A 21821-nucleotide genomic window follows, 5' to 3' on the forward strand; every position below is an offset into this window, starting at 1 on the left:
ACACCGTGGCGAAGACGACCACCCGAAGCCGCGGCACCGGTTCCGGGCCCCGGCGCACCTTGACCGCTGCCGCCCGCGCGGCGGCCAAGCGCGCGGAGCGCGGCCACGGCGAGCCGGGCCCCGCGGCCACCGACGAGGAGGCCACGGGACCGGGCGCGGCACAGGACGCCGGACGCACCCTGCTCATCGAGCCCCCGGAGGACAGCGGCTGGGACGACCCGCCCGAGCCCGCGCCGGAGTCCTTCGCCGAGCGGAAGGGGGACGAGCCCGGCTCCGGTACGCCGGCTCGGCGCGGGCGGCGACTGCTGCTCACCGCGGTCCTCTGCGTCCTGCTCGTGGCGGGCCTGGTCGCGGTCGGCGTGCTCGGGTGGCGGTACCACGAGACATCCCGGGCCGACCAGGCGCGCGGACAGGCGCTCACGGCCGCGCGCCAGGCGGCCCCGGTCGTCCTGTCGTACGACTACCAGCACCTGGACCGCGACTTCGCGGCAGCGCGCACCCGCCTCACCGGCCACTTCCGCGACGAATACGGCAAGACCACGACGACGGTGGTCGGCCCGACGGCCAGGAAGTACCACGGGGTGGTCAAGGCGACGGTGACTCAGCCGGCCGGCGGCACCCCGGCAGCCTCCGTGGTCTCGGCGACGCCGGACCGGGCGGTGATCCTGTTGTTCGTCAACCAGGTCACCAAAAGCACCCAGGTCCAGGGCTCCCGCGTGGACCTGAACCGCGTACGGATGACGCTGACGCGTACGGGCGGGGGCTGGAAGGTGAGTGGGGTCGACGCGCTCTGACTTCGGCTTCTTTCGTGGGCTCAAGGCCAGACGAGGCGGGCCCCTGGCCGAGTCCGCTCCATCCCCTCCTTGTGATCCACACACTCACCTAGGATGGCGAGAACCATCTCAGCGGCCCGACGGGCTTCCTGATCCGCCTGCGCGCGGACATCGGAGGACATGCCCCCACCCGCACGAGTCTTCTTCAGGGGCCAAGAAACGCGAAGTCCAGCAGCTGTTCAAGTACTTCAACAGCTTCATGGACGCAGAGCCGAACAACCTCGACGTACTGATCTGCGACGAGGCCCACCGCCTCCGGAAGACCTCCGCCAATCGCTACACCAAGGCGGAGCTGCGCACGGGCCGGCCCCAGGTGGCCGAGCTGATCGACGCGGCCCGGGTTCCGGTGTTCCTGCTCGACCAGCACCAGGTTGTACGGCCCGGCGAGATGGGGACCAAGGAACAGATCCAGCGGGCCGCCGCCGAACAGGGCCTCGACTGCGCGGTGGTGGAGCTGGACAGCCAGTTCCGGTGCGGCGGCAGTGACGCGTACGAGAAGTGGGTCGTCGACCTGCTCGGCCTGGAAGGCGGCACGCCCGGCCAGTGGGAGCCGGACGGCAAGTTCGAGCTGCTGACCGCCGAAATCCCCCAGGAACTGGAGGATTTCCTCGTCGCGCGCCGCGAAGAGAGCTACGGCGCCCGGATGTCGGCCGGTTACTGCTGGAAGTGGACCACCAAGGTCACCCCGGACATGGCGGCACTGCCCACCGACGTCGTCATCGGCCAGTGGGCCCGCCCCTGGAACGTGTACGGCGACCGGTCCCTGCTCGGGGCCCCACCCGCGCCCCTGTGGGCCACTGATCCGGCCGGTTTCGGCCAGGTCGGCTGTGTCTACACCGCGCAGGGCTTCGAGTACGACTGGTCCGGCGTGATCATCGGCCCCGACCTCGTGTGGCGTACGGACCGCTGGGTCGTGAACCGGTCGGCGTCAAAAGACCCGTCCTTCACAAAGGCGACGCCGGACGCGGACGTCGACCGCCTCATCCGCAACACCTACAAGGTGCTGCTGACCCGGGGCATGGTCGGCACAATCGTCTACTCGACGGACCCGGAGACCCGCGAGAAGCTGCGCTCGCTCATTCACCCGGCATCCGGGGTCGAGGCGCCCGCGCTGGTGTAAGGCCGCCGGTAGTGCCGCGTGTGCGAAGAAGCCGGTCGGGCGCTGCGTCGTTCTCGCCGGGAAAGGTGATGAGCACATCGCCGAAGACTCGCTCGCGGGCGATGCTGGCAGCAGTGATCGCGCATTCGACGTCCCTGACAGTCCAGTGCCGCTCGGAGCTCTGGGGGGGGTCGTGATCACCCTTCCGTCGAAGACCTCGACCTTGTAGCCCTCGGCAACGGCACCCCGCTCGATCAGATCGCTCATGACGCCCACGGCAGCTCACCTCCTGCGTTCAATGTGGCTGGTTGAGGTGGGGCAGATGACCAACACCTCGGCAAGCCGCCTCAGCAGGAGCAGGGCTTCGAAGGAACGGGGACAGCCCGAAGCTTCCACCGATCCCGGAGCGGTTCGCTCTGCGAGCGCAACGCAGGTCTGGTTGGCGTGGACCTTCGCTCGCGGCTCCGGAGGGCCCTTCGCTTCGCCTTGTTCTGGCTGGTCACCGACTGATAGCCAGCCAGTTGCAGGCGATCTGTCCACAGATGGTCCACAGCCCCGGAGGCTGCACCAATCGACGAACAACCAGGTCAGTAGATTCTGCGAGCAAGCAACGGGCCCGCGATGGGTAGCGTCACGCGACGGCGCCCCCGCTGTCTCTGGTCTGACTTGAATGAGTCCGAGGACGCTGGCTGTTGGCAGGTTGGCCAGAGGTCCTTGCAGAGGATGCAGGCCTACCCCAGTAGGCTGTACATGCTGAAATCGGATGACCGGCGGTGGCGTTGAGCGGACAATGGCAGGATGATCAGTCGCGACGAAGTTGACGAGATGGGTACCGCACTCGGCGTCAATGCTTCAAACGTGCAGCGTGACTATGTATTTGGCTGGCTTCTCGCAGGCCTGTACGGAGAGAGTCGGTTCGCGGACCGTTTGGTACTCAAGGGTGGAAACGCCTTTCGTAAGGGGTACTTCAGTTCGACCCGCTTCTCCAGCGACTTGGACTTTGCTGCACCTGATGCCGTTGACCCTGACCAGTTGCTTGCTGCCTTGAACGAAGTCTGCCGTCTCGTTCAAGCGCGGACCGGCGTCACCTTCGACCTAGAGCGCAATCGTCAGGCCGGTGGCCATAGTGTCGGGAATGCTCAGACGGTCTACAAGTACACGTTGTACTTCACAGACTTCTACGGCAACCGAAACAATGTCACGATCGGGTTGCGGATGGATGTCACGGAGTTCGGACGGCTATACCGCCCTCCCCAGACGCGTCGACTTATTCACCCCTACAGTGACCAGCGCGGATGCTCCGTCGATATCCGCGTCGTCAGCCTTGAGGAAGGCTTGGCAGACAAGCTCAAGTGTCTGCTCCAGCGGCAGAGTTCATTTGATCTGTTTGATCTTGTCTACTCAATCTTTGTGAACGAGGATATCGAGGTAGACAAGCGTGCCATCGTCACCACTTTTCTAAAGAAGACGATCTTCACGCCCAGTCCCAAAGCGGCACTGTCTCTCCTACTGGCTGTGCCGTTTGACGCCATGCGGCACTACTGGGAGAACAAGATCGTATGCGCAAGAGAGAGTTTGTTGGACTTCACGACAGCCGTCGACTCCTTCAAGACGGAGCTCGGGTCGTTGTTTTCCTCGTTCCGCTACGGCGACGATGGCGAGTTGGCGTTCTTCCCGGCTGAGATTCGTACACCAATCATGGCAGCTGGCGCCCAGCGCACTCTGCTTCGAATGACCTACGATGGTACTGAACGCCTCGTGGAGCCCTACTCGTTGCAGTTCAAGAGACGCAGGGACGGAGTTGGGCAAGAATACCTTTACGCCTGGGATCAGACCGGTGGGCGTTCCGGCCCAGGCCTTAAGTCTCTGTTCAACTACAAGATTAGCGACGTATCTGTTACGGACATCCCCTTCGAGCCGCGCTACGACATTGAGCTAGCCAAGGCTGGCGAGCTCGGCGAGCGTACGACCTTCGCCGGCGCCCCCCCTCTACGGGTAGTTGGTCGACGAAGTCCGGCGACACCGCGCTACCGCGTCCGGTGCGCCTACTGCGGGCAGACGTTCTCCATGAGCGTCGCTTCGACGAGGTTGAAGGCTCACAAGGACCGCTACGGCAATGCCTGTTACGGGCGCAGCGGCCATCGAGCGTGAGCTAGATCAGAACGTCGAGCGGTGACCTAGCGATTTAGGGACCGCGCAGCGGCACGTGCGAGCTTGCCCTTGCTGCCCCGCACGCTCGGTTCGGATCAAGTTGTTGCTGGCCAGACTGACTCTGATCGTCAGATCACTCGACGAGTGAAGGGCAACGCATACCCCCAGGTCACCCCAGGGGCGCCCGACCGGACCGATGGTGGCCGTTCGTCTCGACAGGGGGGCGTAGGTCCGATCCGCATCGACCCTTCGTGCAAGCACCCAGGGGACCGGCACGGCGAGTTGACCCGTGTGTCCCCAACAGCGTCTGGCGGTTAGTAGAGTGCGGTACTCGAACTTCGAAGACCTACTCCCGTCGCGTCCAAGGCGACGTGACGAAGCGGATGGTGGCTGCCTTGAGCATGGAAGAGCTTGCCCAAAAAGGATATCTGACTCCCGAAGGACTTCAGGGTAAGCGCTTCGGCGACTATGAACTCCTGGAACTCGGCGCCACTTCAGTAGCTCGCCTTGCTAAAGCTGGCCTAGATTTCACGCCCGCCAGTTCTATTCCCTTTCAGTGCGAGCGCTATAGAGCTCCCAAGAGTGCCAATCTTTGCAAGCCAGACAACGTTTACGTGGAGCGTGTGGCGGGGCGCTTGGTCCCGATCGCAGTGGCTGAGTGGAAGGATAAGTCAAAGCTAAAGAGGGATGAGGATATCCTTGCCGCCTCTGAGCAGGCTGTAGTTGGAGCGCTCGCTATGGGTGTTCGATTGGCTCTTACTACCGATGGAGAGCGGTATCTCTACATCGATGCTGCTGCTTCAGCTGATGCGGGAAAGATCGTTGAGATCCCGGAAGCTCGCGACTTTAACCCGTCAGTCCTTTCAGACCTTCACCGTGGTGAGTCTGACGTGGAACGGGATCCTCGTCCACTCTCCGAAACTGTCTGGCAAATCATCTGGCACGCGACGAAGGCTGAGCCTAAGGATTGCTTGCTCACTTTCGTTGAGATTTTTATGCTCAAGTTTCTTTCCGACAATTTGCCCCTCTCGGCCCTCCCGAAGTCTTGCCGATTTGACGTACTTCTGAAAGATCCCGACGAGTTCAAGCTCGACAGGGGTGTCAGTCAGATCGAATACTATGTCCGCACCATTCGGCCGCGAATCAAGGAGATTTTCGCCGAGCGATTGGTGGTAGATGACGAAAAAGTGCGAGAGCTGTTTGGTATGGCCACAATCACCTCGCACACTTCGATTATCAACGGATTTGCATTCCTGAAGTCATCGCCCACCACGACGATCTCTTCGTATAATCGCGTATTCTGCGAGATTTTGGAAGAGTTCCAATCGTACGGATCTCTGACCAATATTGACAAGGAATTCAAGCTTCGGCTGTATGAGACATTTCTGAAGCGGTCGGCGCGTCAGCAGCGGTTGGGGCAGTTTTTCACCCCCCGAAACATCGTGAAGCCTATGGTGAAGATGGCCCAGCTGAATTCCCTGCCTGAAGGGGCTGCGGTACTGGATCCCGCGGCTGGCGTGGGAGGATTCCTGCTGGAGCCGCTGCTGTTCCCTGATGCCCTGCCAGGGAATGTCACATTCAGCGATGGGAAGCCCCATCAGCGGGTTAAACTTGTCGGCGTTGATGTGGATGCGTCAACCAACATACTGGCCAAGGCGAACATGCTTCTGCACTTGGCGGAGTCGGTACGTGACCCGCAGACCACCTCTGAGGCCTTGAATCAGGCTTTGACTAACACGTTCATTCTGATGAACGAGAATGAGACGTTGGGTAGTCTCCTGTATCCGCCTCAGGAATCCGTAGACGTCATCCTTACCAACCCTCCCTACGTGACGCAGGGATCTGCGATTTATCGCAAGGAACTTGAGCACGTTAAAGGTAGAAAAAACGGAGCACACCTCGAAGGCTATTATGACACCGGTGGCCTTGGTGTTGAAGCACTCTTCCTCCGCTACATCTCGGGGGCATTGAAGCCTGGGGGGCGAGCCTTTGTTATCGTCCCGTTGGGGCTTTTGAATCGGACTGCTCAAAGGATGAAGAAAGAGCTTCTCCGCGAGTGCAATATCCTCGCTAGCCTGCAGCTTCCGCGAAATGCGTTCTTCAACACTGCTCAGCCGACATACATTTTGGTTCTGGAGAAGCGCAGGGTCAGAAATCAGTCTCGACCGCCCGTATTCTGTGGAATCGCCCGCAGTATTGGTGAGACCCTGGATCACGAGAGGGTTCCTACCCCTCACGACAACGATCTTTCGATACTGGCTGATCTTTTCGTCAGGTACTCAAATAGCGGGCCAGGCGGACCAGTGACTCGACCCACGAGCTATGCAGGCTGCATCTTTGCCAAGCTTGTGCCGGCGAGCGAGTTTGCCCCAGATGAACGCTGGGATGTTATTCGTCATTGGACGGACTCCGAGCATGTGGAATTGGGGGAACGCTCGGAGACGATTGACCGATCGGACTTCATTGATGTAGCGACTGAGACGCTTCAAGAGCTGATCGACGACCTTCGAGCGGCCAAGGAGGAACTGGCAGAACTGCAGACGGGGCAAACTAAGGCCTACTCGCTCTCTGATTCAAGCCGGTTCCAGGTCCGCTCCGGAGTCAGGATTCGGAATATTGATCTACGAGAGAACCCTGGCGACGTTCCGGTCTATTCGGTATTCACTCGGCCCGAAACGGTCAAGGGGTACATCAGCAAGGAGTGGCTGCTTGATCGAGGGGTTGAGCCCGAGCCGTATCCCTGCGTAACGGTAATGGCAACTGGCGCATCGGCTGTTGGCACCGTGTTTTACCGTGAAGCCGACTGTGTGATGACGGATGACGTTGTCATCGTGCAGTCCTGGCCCAGGGGAGATGATGACGATCTTCAGCTGAGCTTCGAAGATAATTCGGAGCGTGTTGCTGAGCCTGCCGTCGACGGAGTGCCGGAACATGAAATTGATCTGGCATACCTTGCCGTAGCCTTGTCGCAGACGATTGCGCAAGGCGGGTATCTGTATGAGGCGAAACTCTACACAAAGCGTGTCGCTCAGTTGACTGTTGAGGTGCCGGTAAACGCAGAGGGGAACCCGGACGTCGTTCGGCAGCGACAGATTGCCGCGGTAGCTAAACGGCTGGATCAGATCCGTTCTAAGCTTCAGGAAACAGGGGCATGGAGTAAGAGTGTTCGTCTCGCGTGATGTCCAGGAAATGAATGGACTCTACCTCTGACTTTTCCACTTAGGTCAGGTCGGTGGAGTCTCAATGAGCGAGTCAAGCCGACGGGGCGCCGCCCATCGAGAGGCATGGTCTGTCTCTCGCCACATGCACGCTGTGACGACGGGCATCCCGTCCTCGTCGCAGAACGCCGGCTCCTCGACGCACGGTCGAAAGACGTCGGGAACCTCGTCGAGCACCCCCGGCCAGGGCCCGTCTTCTGCGTAGGGGCTCATCGGTGATTCGTGCGCGAACCCGCGAACGTAGGCGCCGGCGGGGGAGAAGACGATCGAGAACTCGTCGCCCGACCCGTTCCGCATGGAGGCAAGCGACTCCGTCTCGGACCATCGGTCGTTGAAGGAGTAGTACCGGTCCTCCCACTCAGGGCTCAGGATGGCGTCCAGCACAGACAAGGAACGGCAGTGCTCGCGGAGCACGGATATCTCGGGCATCTGCCGAGCAACGTCTTGAACGGTCACTCGCTCATCCAAGCGCACGCCTCTGACATGCCCGGTTCCTGTGACGGGAGGCCGTGGGGTCCAGAATGCCGGGAAGCGCGGATAGCTGATCCCACCTGCGGAAACGCTCCAAGATCCCGTCCACAGGTCGTCCACGGACCCCGACATATGGCGGCTTTGGGCGGCGCAGAGCTGCACACGCCCGTAGACACACGAAGACCCCGTCCTCAGCGAAAGCGCTGATGGCGGGGTCTTTGGGCACCTAATCCAAGGTGCCCCCGGCAGGATTCGAACCTTCGCACGCGGCTCCGGAGGCCGTGACCGCGTCCAGTGCCGCCCGGCGGACGGTCATGGTGCGCCTCAACTGTTGGCACTCGACTGACCCGCCGGCATACGGAGGGGCTACGAACTGCTGTTTCGTAGCCCCTCGTTGTGCGTCAGAGCCCTGCCGCGAAGCCCACGAAGGCGGCCCACTCCGAGCTCCGGAAGGCGAGGTGGTCGCGGGCGGGATCCTTGGAGTCGCGGACGTGGATGGTGCCGGACGTTGCGGCGACCTCCAAGCATTCGCCGCCCTCGTTACCGCTGTAGCTGCTCTTGAACCAGGCGAGGCGCGCGGATTCCGCGGTGTTCATCGTTCCCCCAGCAAGTCCTCCATCAGGTCCAAGGACTCCCTTGGCGTGAGCGCCTGGGCCCTGATGCTGCCGTACCGTGCGGCCAGGATACGTACTTCCTCGGCTTCCGTGATCAGTCGGCTGCTGTTCTGCGCCTCCGTGTATCCCACCTGTGTCTTCCCCTTTGGGGTGAGCAGGACGAACGCGCCACCCATTCCGGCATGCTCCGCCCGACCCGTCGGCATCACCTGAAGCTCCACATTGCGCAGTCGACCGAGCTCGATCAGCCGCTCCAACTGCTCCTTGTGGACATCCGGACCACCGATGGGTCGTCGCAGTACCACTTCTTCGATGACGGCCGTCACCATGGGAAGAGGCCAACGCGTCAGAATCTCTTGCCGGTCCATCCGTGAGGCCACCCGCTGGTCGATGATGTCCTCACTCAGAAGCGGCTTACGCATCTCATAGAGGGCACGGGTCCGCCGCTGGGTCTGCAACAGGCCGGGAACGTCATGGTTGTTATAGAAGTTGATCTCAACAGTGTCCCGCTCCAACCGCGCGTAATCTCTGAACCAAGCCGGATGCCTGACCCTCGCCTTCGCCTTGGCCTTCTCCACGTCTTCGATTGTGGCCTTCAACAGCCCACCGGCATCTAGCAGTTCATCCGCCGTCTCCAGGAACTCCCGCTGCGGCGTCCGTCTCCCCCGCTCAAGCGACGAGACCAGATCCTCGCTGTAGCCAAGGCGGTCCCCCAGCTCCTTCTGCGTGAGCCCGGCACGCTCCCGAAGTACCTTGACCTGCTTGCCGATCGCACGATTCAGGTCGCTGGACTGCTCACCCTCGTCGTACGTCTCCTGCGGCTCCGTCACCGTCATCGCAACACCCGCCCTGCCGTCCCACGCCCCACCAGGTCACGGCCGACACCCCGTACAGGACACCGTCCGTACCGGTACACACACCGTGCGTACCGAAGGATTCCCTGGTCAGGGTAGAGCGAGGCGGCCACGCTCAGTGACATGAAGTCAGAAATCTCCACCCGGCACTTCAGTCAACTCCTCAGCGCCACGCCTCGCGGGGCCCGCCTTGCCCGGCTGCTGGCTGTGCAGCAGCTCGGTGAGTGGGGCTGGCCGCCCAGCTGCGCGGTGAGCGAGTCCGCAGGCCTGGTCGTCGCCGAGTTGACGGCGAACGCGGTCGCGCATGGGTGCGTGAAGGGGCGCGGGTTCCGCGTCACCCTCGCTGTCGTGGCCTCCGGCACACTCCGTATCGAAGTGGCCGACCCACGAGGCGACCGCCGACCCCTGGCCCGTCGTACCGCGAGTGGCACCGACGAGACGGGGCGCGGGCTGCTCCTCGTCAACGCCCTGACTGCCCGGTGGGGCAGTGAGCCATGGCCGCCGTCCGGGAAGGTCGTGTGGGCGGAGATCGCTCTTCCCCACCCTGTGCTCACTGCTTCCGTCTCCGCCACTCAGCTCTCGACCGGGGCCGTTCCAGCACCGGAGGCGGCAAGCTGATCATGGAAGGCGGCGATCATGATCGACAGGTTCAACGAGCGGCTCCTCACGTCTACGGAGACCTCCTCCCACCTGGAGATCCGCCTTCCTCCACCGCCCTGGTCCACGGGAATTCCCGGGAGCTCAGGTAGAGGGAGGAAGTCCACCCACACAGAAAAAGGCCCCGACCAGGCCATAAGACCTTTTCAGAGCCCTGCCGGCAGACGAGTCGGGCTGTACGCCGGGTTCTGTCGCCCGGTCTTCGCTGAGCTGCGCGTCCGCGGCGCAGGATCACTGGAACCGGCTCTCACCTGCTGGCTTTGAGTTACCGCGAGTGGCCTTGAGCGGGTTTGACTGGAGAAACTGGGACTCCCCGGATACTCCCCAGAGGGTCTCGCTCCCCAGATTCTCCCCAGATTCCCCCCGGGAGCGAGCCCTCTGATGGGGTGCCGAGCTGCAGTAATGAGCCCCTACAGGGCATCACCGGCGCGGCCCGGCACGTAGGGGATCCCCGCCCCCTCGGCCGCAGCGCGACGGGCGGCCTCCATAGCGAGGATGCAGTCGCGGCAGGCGCGGATCTGTTCCTCGGGGTCGAACTGAGGCTGGAGGGTTTTGACGACGGCGGTATCTGTCTTCTCGCCTGGATGCCTGAAGCAGACCCCCGTGTCCCAGTTGTAGAGGGCGAGGATCTGTTCGCGTTCCATGTCCCGTCTCCTGTGTGTTGGCTATGTGGCAGATGGGGGGCGACGTGCGTGATTCCCGCCCTGGCCAGAAAGAACCGCAGGCCAGCGAATGTTCACCCTTTTGGGGGAACACACGTTCGAATCTAGGACAGTACCCGTAGCCCTGCGGCATATGCCAGCACCGCAGGGCTCACACGTTGCGCAGTCGCGGTGCCACCCCTGTGAAGCGACCCCTACATCTGCTCTACGGACAGGTGTCATCCATCCGTCGCGACACTCCCATGATCCAAAAATGCCCGATATACCGGGCTGACATATGATCACGCAGGTCAGAGCGTTTGTCGAGTGCCGACCCTGCCCGATGACGACGCCTGGCTGCTCGCAGAGCGCCGCGCCATCGGCGACCGCATTCGCGCCGCACGCCTGGATCAAGACCTCACGCAGGAGCGCGTCTTCCTCGCGGTGCCGCTCAGCCGGAGCGTCTATCAAGAGATCGAATCCGGCCACGGCAACCCGACGATCTCCACGCTGCTGCGCATCGCCCGAGTCCTCAACGTGCACGTGACCGAACTACTCGCCTAACTCTGCTGAACCTGTGTCAACAGTGAAGCGTGAGGCTCGACTTGCCGAAAGAGTGCAGGCACCACGGGCTCCTGCACTCCGATCACACCCGGTGTGAAGTAGAACCCGCCCGCCGCTGCCGTCTTACCCCTGCGGCGGGCGGGGGTCTTAGGCCTGCGGCTTCGGCGGGCAGGTCTTGTGCAGGTGCATGGTCGAGCCGGCGGCCGACGGGGAGTGCACCGCGATGGCGTCGTAGTCCTCGCCGTCACGGATGGGCTGCTGGCACTTTGCGCAGATCACTGGTCGCGCCCCTTCCATGTGGTCCACAGGGCGCGGCCCTTGTCGCACAGCGGATGCGCGTTGCACGCGGGGCAGTCGGCCGTGTGCTTGATCAGGTCGACGTAGGCGCGCTGCTGGCGCGCTGCCATGGAGGCGAGGATCGCGGCGATCGGCGTGCGTTCGGTCATGAGACGGGCCCGAGGCCGTACCGGTGGGCGACCGCCTGCGGGCAGGCGTACAGGTCGCGTTCGGGGCCGCTCATCGAGACCGTGGTGCCGACGCGCAAGGGCGTATGGGTCGGGTCGCCGCAGGGGCACACGAGACGTTCTCGAGGCTCTTCGCTGACGGCGGGCGGATCCGTAGGCTGTGTCATGGCGGCGCTCCACACAGTGTCGTCCACGCCCCCGAGCCGCGGACAACGGCTGCGGGGGTCTTCTCTGCGGTAGGTCTACCGCGGTCTACCGCACCTTACTGCGGTCGCGCGGTAGACCGCAGCTACCTAGCGTCAACTACGTGAGCATTGATCTTGACCGGACGCGGCCGGTGTGGCGGCAGATCGCGGCGGTCGTCGTGGAACGGATCGAGGACAGCACCTATCCAGCTGGTGCGCGGGTCCCGTCCGTGGTGGAGCTGTCGGCGGAGTTCGAGGTGGCCGCGTCCACGGCGCAGAAGGTGCTCGCGTACCTGAAGAGCGAGGGCTGGGTGCGTGCGGAAGTCGGGCTCGGAACGTTCGTCGAGGACCGCCCCGCCGACTGATCGGACTATGCCGATCCCGCTGATCGCTGGGCCGTGTCGGACCCGGCTCATAGACTTGATCCATGTCTCCCACTCCCCCGGCCTCGGGCCCTGCGCGGCCTGCCGCTGCGGTGAATGAGGAGATCCGCGAGCTGTGGCGCGACCCGCGCGTGCGCCTCACGACTGAAGGCCGGGCGCGATACGAACTGCTCGTCGTCGAGTGGGCCGCGGCCGTGCGCGGTGAGGTCGTGGAGGCCGCTTAAGATCTCGGGACGTGGCTATCGAATTTCCCGATGAACTGATCAAGCTGGAACGTTCCGCCTGGACTGAGATCCAGGAAGGCCGGCTGACCGTACCCACGGCCCTCGCCGTGCACAAGGCCCTGGCCGCGTTCACGAAGGAGTCCGGGGAGTCCTGGGTCGACGCCGAGATGGGGCTCAAGCGGATCGTGCGCCACCCCGAACCCGCCAAAGAGCCCGCTTGATCACTTTGCGGATACCCGCAAAGTGATGCCCTGACCTGCGGCTACGGCCGCCAGTCCTCGCGATAGCCGGGCCGGTCCGAGTACGGCAGCGTGACCAGGCGCAGCGTGGGACAGGGCGGCTCATGCTCGCAATGGCCACAGAAGAGATCGCTCGCCCCTTCGCCGTGCAGGGCGAGCAGCTGCCGCTTGGCGTCGATCTCGCGCAGCACCCGCGCCGGATCGTGGGCGGCGATGTGCTCGGCGTCAGCGGGTCCCAGCTGGCGGGCTACGAGGTGACCCTTGTGATTCGTGACCTTCCAGAAGGCCTCGTCCTCGGGGAGCGCGAACCATTCCAGTTGCAGCCCGAACACGGTTCCGTCGGTCGCCCGCGCGATCCGCTCGTCCTCGTCGAGCTGCTCGCTCAGCCACTGCACCAGGTCGTCCACGGGTCCCCCTTAGTCGAGCGCCCCGCACCCGGCGCTGTTCGGGGCGGGGCGTGCGCTGCAGCCAGCAGACGCGGATATCGATGGGGCCAGCCTACGACCCACCGCTGACACCGCCGGGGCTACGCCTCGTCCGGCCAGCTCTTCACTACCTGCTCCGTCTCGTCGTCGAGCCCCGCGGCCAGCGTGATGCGGGCGCCGGGAATGCTGCCGTGGCTGCCGATCAACGACCGGAACTTGTGCTCCGCTGTCGCGCGGCTTGCCCACCAGCCGTGCATGACCGCGCCGTTCGCGGGCGTGCTGAGCGTGAGGTGATACCGCTGGTCGTTCACCCGAGCACTCTGTCACGGCCCTGGTCTGGCCGGATGCCGCGCCACGCGTAGACTCGAACACATGTCCGATCTGTCGCCAGAGCAGCGCCTCGCCAAGCTGACCGCCCTTGAGGAGTGGCTGGAGTGGCAGCTCAACGACACGCGGCGGAAGATCCGGCAGACCGAGCAGGCCATCGAGGAGGACCGGCGCCGACGCGAGCGGGCCCACGCAGAGCTGTCCTTCAAGATCGAGCCGAAGCGGGCAGGCCGTGACGCCAAGCTGCACCGCGGCGGCTGCAACCTCTACAAGAACCAGATGGGGCTCATCACCCGCAACGACGCCCTCATCGCCCTCGACGACGACGGCACACCCATCGAACCCTGCGCCATCTGCAACCCGCTGTCCGCCCTCGGGCTGTCGCCCTAGGGCCGGCACGAGCTACCTCTTCTTCTGTCCTCCGGTGGGGGTGCTGATGACCCGCACCCGAGGGCCTGGCCCTGGCTCGTTCAGGCGGCGACGCTCCGCGACGAACTCTTGATAGAACCCGTGCGCGGCCTCCTTGGCCTCGTCCGGGTTCTCAATGGTGAGGCTCCACTCCTTGCCGGTGCCCATGAGGCTCCAGACGATGACATTCCACCAGGCCGTTTCCCCTAGCGCGATGCCCTCTTCGTCGAGCTGCTCAGGATGGAGCTCGCCGATCTTGTCGTCGTTCTCGTAGAGGTCGAAGTGGTTCGGCTCTTCGGTCGGGCGTATCTCCAGGGTCACGAGGCCTCCTGAGTGGCGATGGCGTGCTCCGCGTCATGGGCCTGGAGTGCCTGGGAGATGGCTCCGACGCTGGGGTTCTTCCCCTTGTTCTTGCCTTCGGTGATCCGGAGATGCGGCTGGAGCTGCCGAATGGTGAAGCCCTGAGCGCGCAGGGCGACAGCCTGAATCACCAGAGGTTCGGTCATCACGGGCCGGCGGCCGAACGTCTTGCCCGACTTCCGGGCGGCTTCGAGGCCGTTCTTCGTCTTGCGGCTGATGTCCTTGCGCCGTTCCTCGGCGAGGAGCATGGCCAGCTTGAGCATCATGTCCGCCTGAGGGTCGTGCTTGGGGTGTTCCTCCGGGTAGTGGTCGCCGGACCCAATCCCCTTGAGGACACGAAGAGGGAAGCCCTGCTTGCCGAGGTGCCCCATCAAGAGGAGCCCGTCGAGCAGATTGCGGCCTAGGCGGTCGACCTCTTGGACGCAGAGCATGTCGCCCTGGCGCATGTAGTCGAGTGCTTTGACGAGCTCGGGACGCTTCTCGTGGCTGATCTTGCCGCTGATCTTCTCTTCGAAGATGCGGATGCATCCGGCGTCTTCGAGGTCCAGCCTCTGGCGCAAGGTGTTCTGTTCGTCGGTGCTCACGCGGCCGTACCCAACGAGGTCCAATACCCCTCCATGTTCAGGAAGTAGATGGTTCACGATTCCTGAACAGTGTCTCAGGTGAACGGGCAAATGAACAGACGGGACGTCAATTCCCCGTCATCTCAGGGGAGATCGTTCAGGATCAGTAGCCGACCGATTAATGAACGGCGCGAACCTGTAGACATGTCTACAGTGCATCTGTAGAGTTATCTACAGATGGAGCGAAGGGCGCTCCAAGAGGGGGTCACCATGCAGCAGTACGAACTCGAAGCCTGGCTCGGTGACGACCACGGACTCGACGAGAAGCAGCTCGCCGAACTCCTCGTCGAAGCCGCCGAGATTGAGGACCGCTACCCCGACGCCGACGACCAGGACGAGCGCAACGCCGCCCTCGCCGCCGCCTACCGACTCAAGACCGAGCCCGCGGAGAAAGTCGTCGCCGAGTATGGCCAGCAGCTCACGGCCGCCCGTGCTGCCGCCGCCGTCGCCTCCGCCGGACTCCAGCAGGCCGCACAGACCGCCATCGCCAACGGCGACTACACAGAGGCCGGCTTCGCCCGCGCGGGCGGCATCGACCGCATGACCGTGCGCAAGTGGACGCAGGACCAGAAGGACCGCGCCCTCTTCGACCGCGCCCTCTTCGAACTTGTCCGCAGTCACGGCATGTCGGCCGACGACCAGGACAAGCTCAGCGGGGCCATCAGCATCCGGGACACCAGCAGCCAGGCAACCACCCTCCTGGCCGCGCTTGGCACCCACAGCGTCGAGTACCTCTCCGAGGAAGGAAGGCAGCTGGTCGCCCGCGCCGAGAAGCGGGCCCGCCAGCTCACCTGACCGCAAAATGACGAAGCGCCCCCGCCCACTGCCGGTTGGCAGCGAGCGGGGGCGTCGTAGTTCACGCAGGTTCGTCGTCCACGGGCGGCGGCGGGATGTCGGGTTCGAGGAACAGCCCCTCGTAACTCGGCTGTGGTTGCGGTTCGGCGAGGCCGAGGTTCACGAGCGAGCCCATGTCGGCGCTGCTGTCGTCTCTCCGCCGGGCGACCGGTACGGCTTCGGGCATGCGTCCTCCTATACGTACTGGCGGCGGGTCGGGTCGAGGGCGCCCGCGGACAGCAGGCCGCCGTCCTTCTTCTCCGGCTGCGGTGCCCCGTCGCGTCGACAGACGAGCGCGTCCGGATCGTAGGCCGGGGCCTGGAGGCTGTAGCCGTCGGGACAGGTCTGCCCGTCGCGGCCGTCGGCTCCGTCGGCGCCGTCCTGCCCTGCGGGTCCTTCGGGTCCGGCCGGCCCTGGTTCGCCCTGGGGGCCGGCGGGTCCGGGAACTCCGTCGGATCCGGCCGCCCCGGTCGGGCCCGTGGATCCCACGCCGTCCGAACCGTTGTCGCCGTCCGTTCCCTTGGCGCCGTTCTTCCCGTCGCTACCAGGTGACCCGGAAGGGCCAGGGCTGCCGGGCTCGCCCGGATCCCCCTTGGGGCCGCGCGGCCCGGTCACGGACTTGCCCGGCTCGCCGCGGCTGCCGGGCGGGCCGGCGACCGGCTTCCCCCCGAGGCGCTGCACCTGCGCGGCCAGTTGATCCCGCGCATCGTTGGCCGCTCGAAGGTCGTGTGCCATCCCTTGCATCGTGATTACAAGGAAGGCGAATCCTGCAAGGCCGATCGCTACGACCGTTGCGAACAGTGCGTCTCCGCGGCGGCGCACGTCGGCTGCGCTCCTGTGCCGTCTCATGCACCAGCCCCCCGCGTCTGCAGGTACACGGTCAGGACAAGGAGGAGCACGGGCGCGATGAGCGCAGTGAAGATCAGTCGCCTGTCGGCGGCCCGCTTGTCGGCGATGCGCTGAGCCTCTTCGCGGCGAGTGCGCTGCTCCTGCTCGCGAGCCTCCTCGATGCCCCTCACCCTCTCGACCAGCAGCTTGAGTGCCTCGTCGCGTGCCTGCTGCTCGAGCTGGTAGCGCTCCATCGAGACTTTGCTGTCGAGCCGTGTGCCCAGCTCCCGAAAGTCCTCCTTGAGGTCCAGGCGGACGTCTTCGAGGCGACGCATCACCTCGCCGAGAGTCGGGTCGTCGGGCACGTGCTGCTCCTACGTTCAGATGCTGGTCGGGGGTGCGGGCTTGTTGGGCACGGCCCACGTGATGCCGAGCGCGGCCAGGACGGCGAGGGCTGCCGTGACGCCCTCCTGGCCGGTGATGGTGCCGTCGTCGAGTGCGGTCACGAGCGATGCGGCGCCGGCCGCGACGGCGGCGACGATGGCCTTCAGGTACCTCTGCATGAGGGTTGTTCCTCTCAGACGTTGGGGACGTGGAGCTTGGACCAGGAGGTGGGGCCGGGCGGCCACTTGGCGGCGGGGCCCGTGTAGCCGAGGGAGCGCTGGTACGCCTCGTAGCTGTCGACGTCGGCCTGGCCGAGCGTCGGGCCAGGGCCGACCTGGTACCGACCGCACCCCACAGCTACGAGCCGCTTGCCCATCGCCGTGAAGACCGCGGACTTCTTGCCCAGCGCGGGCTTGCTGCCGCTCATGAAGAAGCCGGCCCCGGGGAACGGCTCGTAGTCCGGGGTGCTCGGCGTGGCCGGCGTGGTGCCGCCCGGCCGCGGGGCGCCCTTCTGCACCCACGCGTACAGCTTGGCGCCGGGGCAGGCGGTGGCGTAGCCGTCGCGGTGGCCCTTGATCTCGCTGCCTGCGCCGTGCTTGCGCAGCAGCTCGATCCCGTCGCGGATCGCGGACAGCATGGCGTCGTTGGGCTCGGTCAGCCCTGAGGATCCGACGAGGCCGACGATGGCGTAGTGCGCGATGTTCAGCGGCTGGTTGCCGTTGGCGCCGGTGCGCTTGCCGATGCCGCGGCCTTCGAGCAGGTAGCCGTGAGGGCAGGCCCCGTAGTTGTAGGCGATGTCGGAGTAGTTCTCCTGCTTGTTCGCCAGGTGGGATCTGCGGATGGCCTTCCACTCTGCGATGCAGGCGTCGTGGTCGGTGAGGAGCTTGGCGGACACAGTCGTGCCCTCGTAGTGGACCTTCACGCCCTTGGTGCTGGTCTGGCTGGGTGCGGCGGATGCGGGCCAGCCGAGCTGGGCGCGGGTTACGAGCTTCACGTGGAGCCCCTATCTGGGCATGAAAAAGGCCCCAGTTCAGGGGCGCGGGCTTGGGTGGGGTCGGGTTAGTAGTCGCTGGTCTCGCCGACGAACTGGGCGTGCTCGAGGGCCCAGGGCTGGTCGTGGTCGTGCCAGACCTCGACACCGACGGGCATTCCGGCCTGGCCGGCGAACGCCCATGCGACGGTCTGCCAGCTGCGGCCGGGGGTGGCGACTCGGTCGTCGGCGCCGGTGTCGTCACGGATGCCGTGCGGGTCGCGGATGAAGCGGGACATGATCTGCCGCGGCCGGAGGTCGCCGGCGGGGATCTCGATCGCGGCCCAGCGCAGGTTCCGGAACCAGACGAAGTCGCCGTCGACGGGCGGGCGGATGAGGCTCAGGTCGAGCGCCATCTTCCGGTCGTTGCTGAGCGCCTGCTCGAAGGTGAGCAAAGTCCAACGGTTCGGCTGGATGACCTGCGGCTTCTTGTTGCGGTAGAGCTTGCACACGGTGGCCATGGGCGTCCCTTATCTGGGCATGAAAAAAGCCCCTACAGGGGCGCGGGGCGGCAGGGAGTTGAGGTCGGTCAGGTGGCGGTCTGGTACGTGCCGTAGCCGCGCAGGACGTAGCCGGCCGCCGGGGTGTAAGGCGAGGACTCGTTCATGACGTTCCAGTCGCCGATCGTGGACTGGTTGGGCATCCAGATGTTGTCGCTGGTCGTCGAGCCGTTCGGCAGCGGACCGGCGCCGACCATGAAGTTCGAGGCGGCGCTGGTGGAGTACGTCCAGTTGAGGACGCCGGGGCTGCCGCCGGAGACGGTCGCGGCCGGGAAGGGCAGGCTGAACCGCCAGCTGCCGGTGCCGGGCGTGGACGTGCTGCCGACGGTGAACACGATCATCACGATGCAGGTGCGGCCGATCTTCATGTACTGGCCGGTGAGCGTCCCGTTGCCGAGCGTCGGCGACGTGGTGTTCGTGGTCCACACCGGCGTGTACGAGTTCCACGCGCCGAAGAAGCTGTTGAACTGGTCGCGCAGCTCGGTGTTCATGTAGGCCGCGGTCACGGTCTCGCCGACCGCCCAGGTCTTGGGTCCGAACGTCACGGCTGCGGCTCCTCGGGTTCGGCCGGCGCTTCCGGCTCGGTGATGGGGGGTGCGGGGTTCTTTGGGTCTAGGGGGTTCCACCAGAACCGGTGGTCCAGGGCGAGCGCCTCGGCCTCGGCGGCGGCGATGTCGGCGGGCAGGATTAGCGGCACCCAGTCGCGGCGGCACATCGCGCACCCGAACCGCGGGTCGACGGGGGACACCATCCACGCCGAGCCACAGTTCGCGCACTCGGCGAGCCACCGGCCGTCATCGATCCGCGCGTAAACGCCGGGGTCGTCCAGCACGAACTCGGTGGGGACGGGGACCCGCCACCCCAGCCGGTACTCCACCCACTTGTAGACGAGCTCGGCGCCGGGGACCTGCGACCAGTCCTGTACGGGCTGGCCGCGGCGCGGGGGCGGTGGCAGGTAGTACGTCTCGGCCCGCAGGATCGAATCGGCGGGAAGGGCTGTTGTGGTCATGGCTCCTCAGCTCGGCCTCGGGAAAGTTGGGTCGGCGCCGGTCAGTACGCCAGCCGCGTGGTCTGGTCGAGTTGCGAGTAGTCCGGGTCGTCTAGGACCCAGACGGAGTCCGTGGACGAGGCGCTCGTGTGGAAGGTGATCAGGTGCGAGGTGTCCTTGATCGTCTCGGTGTAGCCCTCGACGGTGACGCGCATCGTCGGGGACGGCGCCTGTGCCGGCAGGTTGTACACGGAGAAGAACGAGCCGATCTCGGCGTCGAGGATGTCCAGGTAACTGGCCATCGTGTACGCCTCGATGGGCACCTCGCGCAGCTCGGGCGAGGGGTTGGCGTAGCGGGACACCAGCCAGGCCGCCGCGTCCAGGACGCTGTTGTCGGACGTCTTGAGAATGTTCAAGTCCTGCGGGTACTCGCCGAACGCGAGGATGGACGAGGGCGCGGACACGCGCTGCGTGGCACCGCCGGGCCGGGACGCGTCGACCTGGTTGACCATCTTCTGGTCGTCGTCGGCCAGGCTGATGCCGGGCTCGACGTCGGCGTAGTCGATGGTGAACGTCTCGGACGACGGGGATGGGTTGTAGCGCACGTCGCGGGACTGGTAGGCGAGCCCGTACCAATCACGTTCCGCCCACAGGCGGCCGCTCTCGGTCGACTCGATCTCCCGCATCCTGGCCACGACGCCCGTACCGCCTGGCCCCTGCCCGGCGACCGAATCATGCGTGGCGCCCCAGATGGTGACCGAGCCCAGGCCCGCGTACCGGGCGAGCCGGATGATCCGGTCGTCCGCTGCCTCACCCGCGAAGCCGGTGGTGCCGGCCGTGTAGTGCAGCGGGGCGAGGGTGGTGCCGAGGGGTCCCGTGGCGTGCGAGATGACCACGTGCGCGATCTGCCCGGAGAACAGGCGGGCGCCGCGGTATCCGCCCACGTGCAGGAACCGCAGCGACGACAAGGACACGGCGGCCAGCGTGGAGCCGATCTGCACGCCGTCCACGTAGATCCGCTTCGACGCGTCGTCGAAGTAGATGTGGTGCCAGTTCCCGTCGGTGAGGGTTCCGGCGATGGGCAGGACGACCGGCGGCGTTCCGTCGTTCGTCGTCTCCACGGTCAAGCTCCCGGACGAGTTGATGCCGAGGATCAGCTGATTGTCCAAGTTGGCGGAGAACAGGCCGAGGATCGCCCTGCTCGCCGTCGTGGTCTTGAACCAGCACGAGATCATCGGCAGATAGGTCGCGTCGTCGGTCTCGAACGCTGCGCCGAGATCCGCGGCCAGGTACTTGCCCGCGGTCGCGGTCGACGGCGTGAAGGTGACCGAGGTGTCGCCGGTGGCGGCCAGGCCCTCCCCACCGAAATCCAGGGTGCCGCCGCTCCCGGCCTGCGTGAGGACGAGGGCACCGCACCCCTTGCCGGACAGGTCGCCCGCGGCGAGAGCGCCGTCCGGCTCGCTGAGCGGGTAGTACGCCGACAGGAAGTCGAAGATCCCGCTGACGTCCTGCGCGAGGATCTCCTCGCCCAGCATCGACTTGAGGGCCGGTAGCCGGTTGAGGCGCTTGAACAGATCGGTGCACGTGATCTGCACCTTGCTGTAGAGGCCGTCCCATTCGACGGGGAACTCGTTGACCATGCCGTAGAAGCGGGGCCGGACGCTCGCGCCGACCAAGTCGAATTCGGCGTAGTCGCCGGTGCCGCCGGATCGGAACGCGGCGAACTCCGCCTGCACCTGGTCCGTGCCGACCCATGCCGGTGTGGCCAGGGAGCGGCGCACGGTCCAGCCGAAGCCGTCCGCGCTCGTCTCGAAGTAGACCGTGCCGCCGCTCTCCCGGATGCGTAGCCATGCGTGCTGGATCGGGTTGTACGTGAGGACGGTGGGTGATGCGTCGGCGGAACCCACCTCGTTGAGCGCACGCAGCTCGTTCGTGAGGGCGTTGTAGAGCCAGCGGAACCGGGTGCCGGTCGTCTGCGAGTAGACGTACATGCTGAGGGTCGCGGCGGAGGAACCGAGCGTGGTGGGGACGGTGCACAGCTTGCCTGTCAGCCTCGATCCGGTCAGGGTCCATTGCCGGGCACTGGTGTATCGGGAGACGACGCCGGGTACGCAGGGGAGCCGAAGCCGACCCTCGACGTCGGCCGCCCCTCCGGCCGCTGTCCACAGCGCTGGGTCGGTGGCGCCGTCGTCGAAATCGTCGCCGAGCTGGGCGAGCGGGTACGGCGACGCCCCCGACTTCGTGGGGATAGAGGCCACGCTGACCCGGATCGGCGCGTTACGCCGCACGTATGGGTAGTACGGCGAGTTCGGATTGCCGGGGGTCAGGGCGCCGTCGGCGTTGTCCAGCACGAGCGTCGCCGTCCCCGGCTGGGTCTCCGACAGTTCGTCGGCTGCCCCCCGGGTAATGGCGACGCCCTGCCCGACGTCGACGCGCTGGGTGATGTCGGTCCAGGTGATGGAGCTCGTGTTCTGCACCAGACCGCCCCAGCCCATCTCTACCAGCAGCGGCACAACC

29 protein-coding genes and 2 pseudogenes are annotated in these 21821 nt (G+C 65.3%); 11 read left to right on the forward strand and 20 right to left on the reverse strand.

Features of this window, described 5'->3' with window-relative positions; all coding sequences use genetic code 11:
* Positions 1-5 precede the first annotated feature (5 nt).
* From ACY0PA_RS14225 to ACY0PA_RS14240, 4 genes and pseudogenes are all read left to right on the forward strand, one after another.
* Positions 6-794 (forward strand): hypothetical protein, encoded by a 789-nt coding sequence (locus tag ACY0PA_RS14225; protein ID WP_473084964.1) that lies wholly within the window; start codon positions 6-8, stop codon positions 792-794.
* Positions 795-978: 184 nt separating this feature from the next.
* Positions 979-1953, forward strand: a pseudogene (locus ACY0PA_RS14230) (DNA/RNA helicase domain-containing protein); the annotation flags it as partial.
* A 777-nt stretch (positions 1954-2730) separates the two neighbouring features.
* Complete coding sequence (locus tag ACY0PA_RS14235) at positions 2731-4083, forward strand: nucleotidyl transferase AbiEii/AbiGii toxin family protein (protein ID WP_473084965.1); 1353 nt, start codon at positions 2731-2733, stop codon at positions 4081-4083.
* Positions 4084-4454: 371 nt separating this feature from the next.
* On the forward strand, positions 4455-7262 hold the full coding sequence (locus ACY0PA_RS14240; RefSeq protein ID WP_473084966.1) for an N-6 DNA methylase: 2808 nt from the start codon (positions 4455-4457) through the stop codon (positions 7260-7262).
* Positions 7263-7355: 93 nt separating this feature from the next.
* Here ACY0PA_RS14240 and ACY0PA_RS14245 read toward each other — a convergent pair.
* From ACY0PA_RS14245 to ACY0PA_RS14255, 3 genes and pseudogenes are all read right to left on the reverse strand, one after another.
* A pseudogene (locus tag ACY0PA_RS14245) lies at positions 7356-7757 on the reverse strand (hypothetical protein); the annotation flags it as partial.
* 416 nt (positions 7758-8173) lie between these two features.
* Entirely contained in the window at positions 8174-8368 is a 195-nt protein-coding gene (locus tag ACY0PA_RS14250; protein WP_454404155.1) for a DUF397 domain-containing protein, read from the reverse strand.
* Entirely contained in the window at positions 8365-9222 is an 858-nt protein-coding gene (locus tag ACY0PA_RS14255; protein ID WP_473084967.1) for a helix-turn-helix domain-containing protein, read from the reverse strand. Before ACY0PA_RS14255 ends, ACY0PA_RS14250 begins: the two co-directional genes overlap by 4 nt.
* A gap of 141 nt (positions 9223-9363) precedes the next feature.
* Here ACY0PA_RS14255 and ACY0PA_RS14260 point away from each other — a divergent pair, with 141 nt between their 5' ends.
* Positions 9364-9858 carry an ATP-binding protein gene (locus tag ACY0PA_RS14260; protein WP_473084968.1) on the forward strand — a complete coding sequence of 165 codons (495 nt, stop codon included), beginning with the start codon at positions 9364-9366 and terminating at the stop codon, positions 9856-9858.
* A 449-nt stretch (positions 9859-10307) separates the two neighbouring features.
* On the opposite strand, the gene ACY0PA_RS14265 is transcribed toward ACY0PA_RS14260, so the two are convergent.
* The gene (locus tag ACY0PA_RS14265) at positions 10308-10541 is read right to left on the reverse strand and encodes a hypothetical protein (protein WP_473084969.1); all 234 of its coding nucleotides are present in this window, start codon (positions 10539-10541) and stop codon (positions 10308-10310) included.
* Between the two features lie 324 nt (positions 10542-10865).
* Between ACY0PA_RS14265 and ACY0PA_RS14270 the strand changes: the two genes are divergently transcribed.
* Positions 10866-11102, forward strand: a complete 237-nt coding sequence (locus ACY0PA_RS14270; RefSeq protein ID WP_473084970.1) for a helix-turn-helix domain-containing protein — start codon at positions 10866-10868, stop codon at positions 11100-11102.
* 147 nt (positions 11103-11249) lie between these two features.
* Here ACY0PA_RS14270 and ACY0PA_RS14275 read toward each other — a convergent pair whose 3' ends face one another.
* The 3 genes from ACY0PA_RS14275 to ACY0PA_RS14285 are packed head-to-tail and all read right to left on the reverse strand — an operon-like array spanning position 11250 to position 11733.
* Positions 11250-11381: a hypothetical protein gene (locus ACY0PA_RS14275; protein WP_473084971.1), complete on the reverse strand. Its 132-nt coding sequence runs from the start codon at positions 11379-11381 to the stop codon at positions 11250-11252.
* Positions 11378-11548 carry a hypothetical protein gene (locus ACY0PA_RS14280; protein ID WP_473084972.1) on the reverse strand — a complete coding sequence of 57 codons (171 nt, stop codon included), beginning with the start codon at positions 11546-11548 and terminating at the stop codon, positions 11378-11380. The genes ACY0PA_RS14275 and ACY0PA_RS14280 overlap by 4 nt, the downstream gene beginning before the upstream one ends.
* Positions 11545-11733: a hypothetical protein gene (locus ACY0PA_RS14285; protein WP_473084973.1), complete on the reverse strand. Its 189-nt coding sequence runs from the start codon at positions 11731-11733 to the stop codon at positions 11545-11547. Before ACY0PA_RS14285 ends, ACY0PA_RS14280 begins: the two co-directional genes overlap by 4 nt.
* Positions 11734-11873: 140 nt before the next feature.
* Between ACY0PA_RS14285 and ACY0PA_RS14290 the strand changes: the two genes are divergently transcribed.
* The 3 genes from ACY0PA_RS14290 to ACY0PA_RS14300 all read left to right on the forward strand — a co-directional run bounded on the left by ACY0PA_RS14290 (position 11874) and on the right by ACY0PA_RS14300 (position 12579).
* Complete coding sequence (locus ACY0PA_RS14290) at positions 11874-12116, forward strand: GntR family transcriptional regulator (RefSeq protein ID WP_473084974.1); 243 nt, start codon at positions 11874-11876, stop codon at positions 12114-12116.
* Between the two features lie 62 nt (positions 12117-12178).
* On the forward strand, positions 12179-12358 hold the full coding sequence (locus tag ACY0PA_RS14295; protein WP_473084975.1) for a hypothetical protein: 180 nt from the start codon (positions 12179-12181) through the stop codon (positions 12356-12358).
* An 11-nt stretch (positions 12359-12369) separates the two neighbouring features.
* On the forward strand, positions 12370-12579 hold the full coding sequence (locus ACY0PA_RS14300) for a hypothetical protein (protein ID WP_473084976.1): 210 nt from the start codon (positions 12370-12372) through the stop codon (positions 12577-12579).
* 41 nt (positions 12580-12620) lie between these two features.
* Here ACY0PA_RS14300 and ACY0PA_RS14305 read toward each other — a convergent pair whose 3' ends face one another.
* Both ACY0PA_RS14305 and ACY0PA_RS14310 read right to left on the reverse strand, forming a co-directional pair.
* A complete protein-coding gene (locus tag ACY0PA_RS14305; RefSeq protein ID WP_473084977.1) occupies positions 12621-13004 on the reverse strand; it encodes a DUF6221 family protein in 384 nt (127 codons plus the stop codon).
* A 119-nt stretch (positions 13005-13123) separates the two neighbouring features.
* Entirely contained in the window at positions 13124-13333 is a 210-nt protein-coding gene (locus tag ACY0PA_RS14310; RefSeq protein WP_473084978.1) for a hypothetical protein, read from the reverse strand.
* Between the two features lie 61 nt (positions 13334-13394).
* Here ACY0PA_RS14310 and ACY0PA_RS14315 point away from each other — a divergent pair, with 61 nt between their 5' ends.
* Positions 13395-13739, forward strand: a complete 345-nt coding sequence (locus tag ACY0PA_RS14315; RefSeq protein WP_473084979.1) for a DUF6233 domain-containing protein — start codon at positions 13395-13397, stop codon at positions 13737-13739.
* Between the two features lie 12 nt (positions 13740-13751).
* Here ACY0PA_RS14315 and ACY0PA_RS14320 read toward each other — a convergent pair whose 3' ends face one another.
* Both ACY0PA_RS14320 and ACY0PA_RS14325 read right to left on the reverse strand, forming a co-directional pair.
* Positions 13752-14078 (reverse strand): hypothetical protein, encoded by a 327-nt coding sequence (locus ACY0PA_RS14320; RefSeq protein ID WP_473084980.1) that lies wholly within the window; start codon positions 14076-14078, stop codon positions 13752-13754.
* A complete protein-coding gene (locus ACY0PA_RS14325; RefSeq protein ID WP_473084981.1) occupies positions 14075-14758 on the reverse strand; it encodes a recombinase family protein in 684 nt (227 codons plus the stop codon). Before ACY0PA_RS14325 ends, ACY0PA_RS14320 begins: the two co-directional genes overlap by 4 nt.
* 192 nt (positions 14759-14950) lie before the next feature.
* Between ACY0PA_RS14325 and ACY0PA_RS14330 the strand changes: the two genes are divergently transcribed.
* Positions 14951-15535, forward strand: coding sequence for a hypothetical protein (locus ACY0PA_RS14330; RefSeq protein ID WP_473084982.1), 585 nt, complete (start codon positions 14951-14953; stop codon positions 15533-15535).
* A 61-nt stretch (positions 15536-15596) separates the two neighbouring features.
* Here ACY0PA_RS14330 and ACY0PA_RS14335 read toward each other — a convergent pair whose 3' ends face one another.
* The 9 genes from ACY0PA_RS14335 to ACY0PA_RS14375 all read right to left on the reverse strand — a co-directional run bounded on the left by ACY0PA_RS14335 (position 15597) and on the right by ACY0PA_RS14375 (position 21817).
* A complete protein-coding gene (locus tag ACY0PA_RS14335; protein ID WP_473084983.1) occupies positions 15597-15761 on the reverse strand; it encodes a hypothetical protein in 165 nt (54 codons plus the stop codon).
* Between the two features lie 8 nt (positions 15762-15769).
* The gene (locus ACY0PA_RS14340; protein WP_473084984.1) at positions 15770-16309 is read right to left on the reverse strand and encodes a collagen-like protein; all 540 of its coding nucleotides are present in this window, start codon (positions 16307-16309) and stop codon (positions 15770-15772) included.
* 110 nt (positions 16310-16419) lie between these two features.
* A complete protein-coding gene (locus ACY0PA_RS14345; protein ID WP_375991617.1) occupies positions 16420-16767 on the reverse strand; it encodes a hypothetical protein in 348 nt (115 codons plus the stop codon).
* Positions 16768-16782: 15 nt separating this feature from the next.
* On the reverse strand, positions 16783-16965 hold the full coding sequence (locus tag ACY0PA_RS14350; protein ID WP_473084985.1) for a hypothetical protein: 183 nt from the start codon (positions 16963-16965) through the stop codon (positions 16783-16785).
* 14 nt (positions 16966-16979) lie between these two features.
* Positions 16980-17780 (reverse strand): peptidoglycan-binding protein, encoded by an 801-nt coding sequence (locus ACY0PA_RS14355; protein WP_473084986.1) that lies wholly within the window; start codon positions 17778-17780, stop codon positions 16980-16982.
* 65 nt (positions 17781-17845) lie between these two features.
* Complete coding sequence (locus tag ACY0PA_RS14360; RefSeq protein ID WP_473084987.1) at positions 17846-18277, reverse strand: hypothetical protein; 432 nt, start codon at positions 18275-18277, stop codon at positions 17846-17848.
* A 68-nt stretch (positions 18278-18345) separates the two neighbouring features.
* On the reverse strand, positions 18346-18861 hold the full coding sequence (locus ACY0PA_RS14365; RefSeq protein WP_473084988.1) for a hypothetical protein: 516 nt from the start codon (positions 18859-18861) through the stop codon (positions 18346-18348).
* Positions 18858-19325, reverse strand: a complete 468-nt coding sequence (locus ACY0PA_RS14370) for a hypothetical protein (protein WP_473084989.1) — start codon at positions 19323-19325, stop codon at positions 18858-18860. Before ACY0PA_RS14370 ends, ACY0PA_RS14365 begins: the two co-directional genes overlap by 4 nt.
* Before the next feature lie 41 nt (positions 19326-19366).
* A complete protein-coding gene (locus ACY0PA_RS14375) occupies positions 19367-21817 on the reverse strand; it encodes a LamG domain-containing protein (protein WP_473084990.1) in 2451 nt (816 codons plus the stop codon).
* Positions 21818-21821 lie beyond the last annotated feature (4 nt).

It is taken from the genome of Streptomyces sp. DS1-CR2 (assembly GCF_055760475.1).

Excerpts from the sequence above, each read along its gene's own strand:
- ACY0PA_RS14340 (WP_473084984.1), bottom strand. The coding sequence starts at position 16,309 with ATGGCACACGACCTTCGAGCGGCCAACGATGCGCGGGATCAACTGGCC.
- ACY0PA_RS14250 (WP_454404155.1), bottom strand. The coding sequence starts at position 8,368 with ATGAACACCGCGGAATCCGCGCGCCTCGCCTGGTTCAAGAGCAGCTAC.
- ACY0PA_RS14295 (WP_473084975.1), top strand. The coding sequence starts at position 12,179 with ATGTCTCCCACTCCCCCGGCCTCGGGCCCTGCGCGGCCTGCCGCTGCG.
- ACY0PA_RS14370 (WP_473084989.1), bottom strand. The coding sequence starts at position 19,325 with ATGACCACAACAGCCCTTCCCGCCGATTCGATCCTGCGGGCCGAGACG.
- ACY0PA_RS14280 (WP_473084972.1), bottom strand. The coding sequence starts at position 11,548 with ATGACCGAACGCACGCCGATCGCCGCGATCCTCGCCTCCATGGCAGCG.
- ACY0PA_RS14255 (WP_473084967.1), bottom strand. The coding sequence starts at position 9,222 with ATGACGGTGACGGAGCCGCAGGAGACGTACGACGAGGGTGAGCAGTCC.
- ACY0PA_RS14285 (WP_473084973.1), bottom strand. The coding sequence starts at position 11,733 with ATGACACAGCCTACGGATCCGCCCGCCGTCAGCGAAGAGCCTCGAGAA.
- ACY0PA_RS14330 (WP_473084982.1), top strand. The coding sequence starts at position 14,951 with ATGCAGCAGTACGAACTCGAAGCCTGGCTCGGTGACGACCACGGACTC.
- ACY0PA_RS14360 (WP_473084987.1), bottom strand. The coding sequence starts at position 18,277 with ATGGCCACCGTGTGCAAGCTCTACCGCAACAAGAAGCCGCAGGTCATC.
- ACY0PA_RS14260 (WP_473084968.1), top strand. The coding sequence starts at position 9,364 with ATGAAGTCAGAAATCTCCACCCGGCACTTCAGTCAACTCCTCAGCGCC.
- ACY0PA_RS14350 (WP_473084985.1), bottom strand. The coding sequence starts at position 16,965 with ATGCAGAGGTACCTGAAGGCCATCGTCGCCGCCGTCGCGGCCGGCGCC.
- ACY0PA_RS14315 (WP_473084979.1), top strand. The coding sequence starts at position 13,395 with ATGTCCGATCTGTCGCCAGAGCAGCGCCTCGCCAAGCTGACCGCCCTT.
- ACY0PA_RS14265 (WP_473084969.1), bottom strand. The coding sequence starts at position 10,541 with ATGGAACGCGAACAGATCCTCGCCCTCTACAACTGGGACACGGGGGTC.
- ACY0PA_RS14235 (WP_473084965.1), top strand. The coding sequence starts at position 2,731 with ATGATCAGTCGCGACGAAGTTGACGAGATGGGTACCGCACTCGGCGTC.
- ACY0PA_RS14335 (WP_473084983.1), bottom strand. The coding sequence starts at position 15,761 with ATGCCCGAAGCCGTACCGGTCGCCCGGCGGAGAGACGACAGCAGCGCC.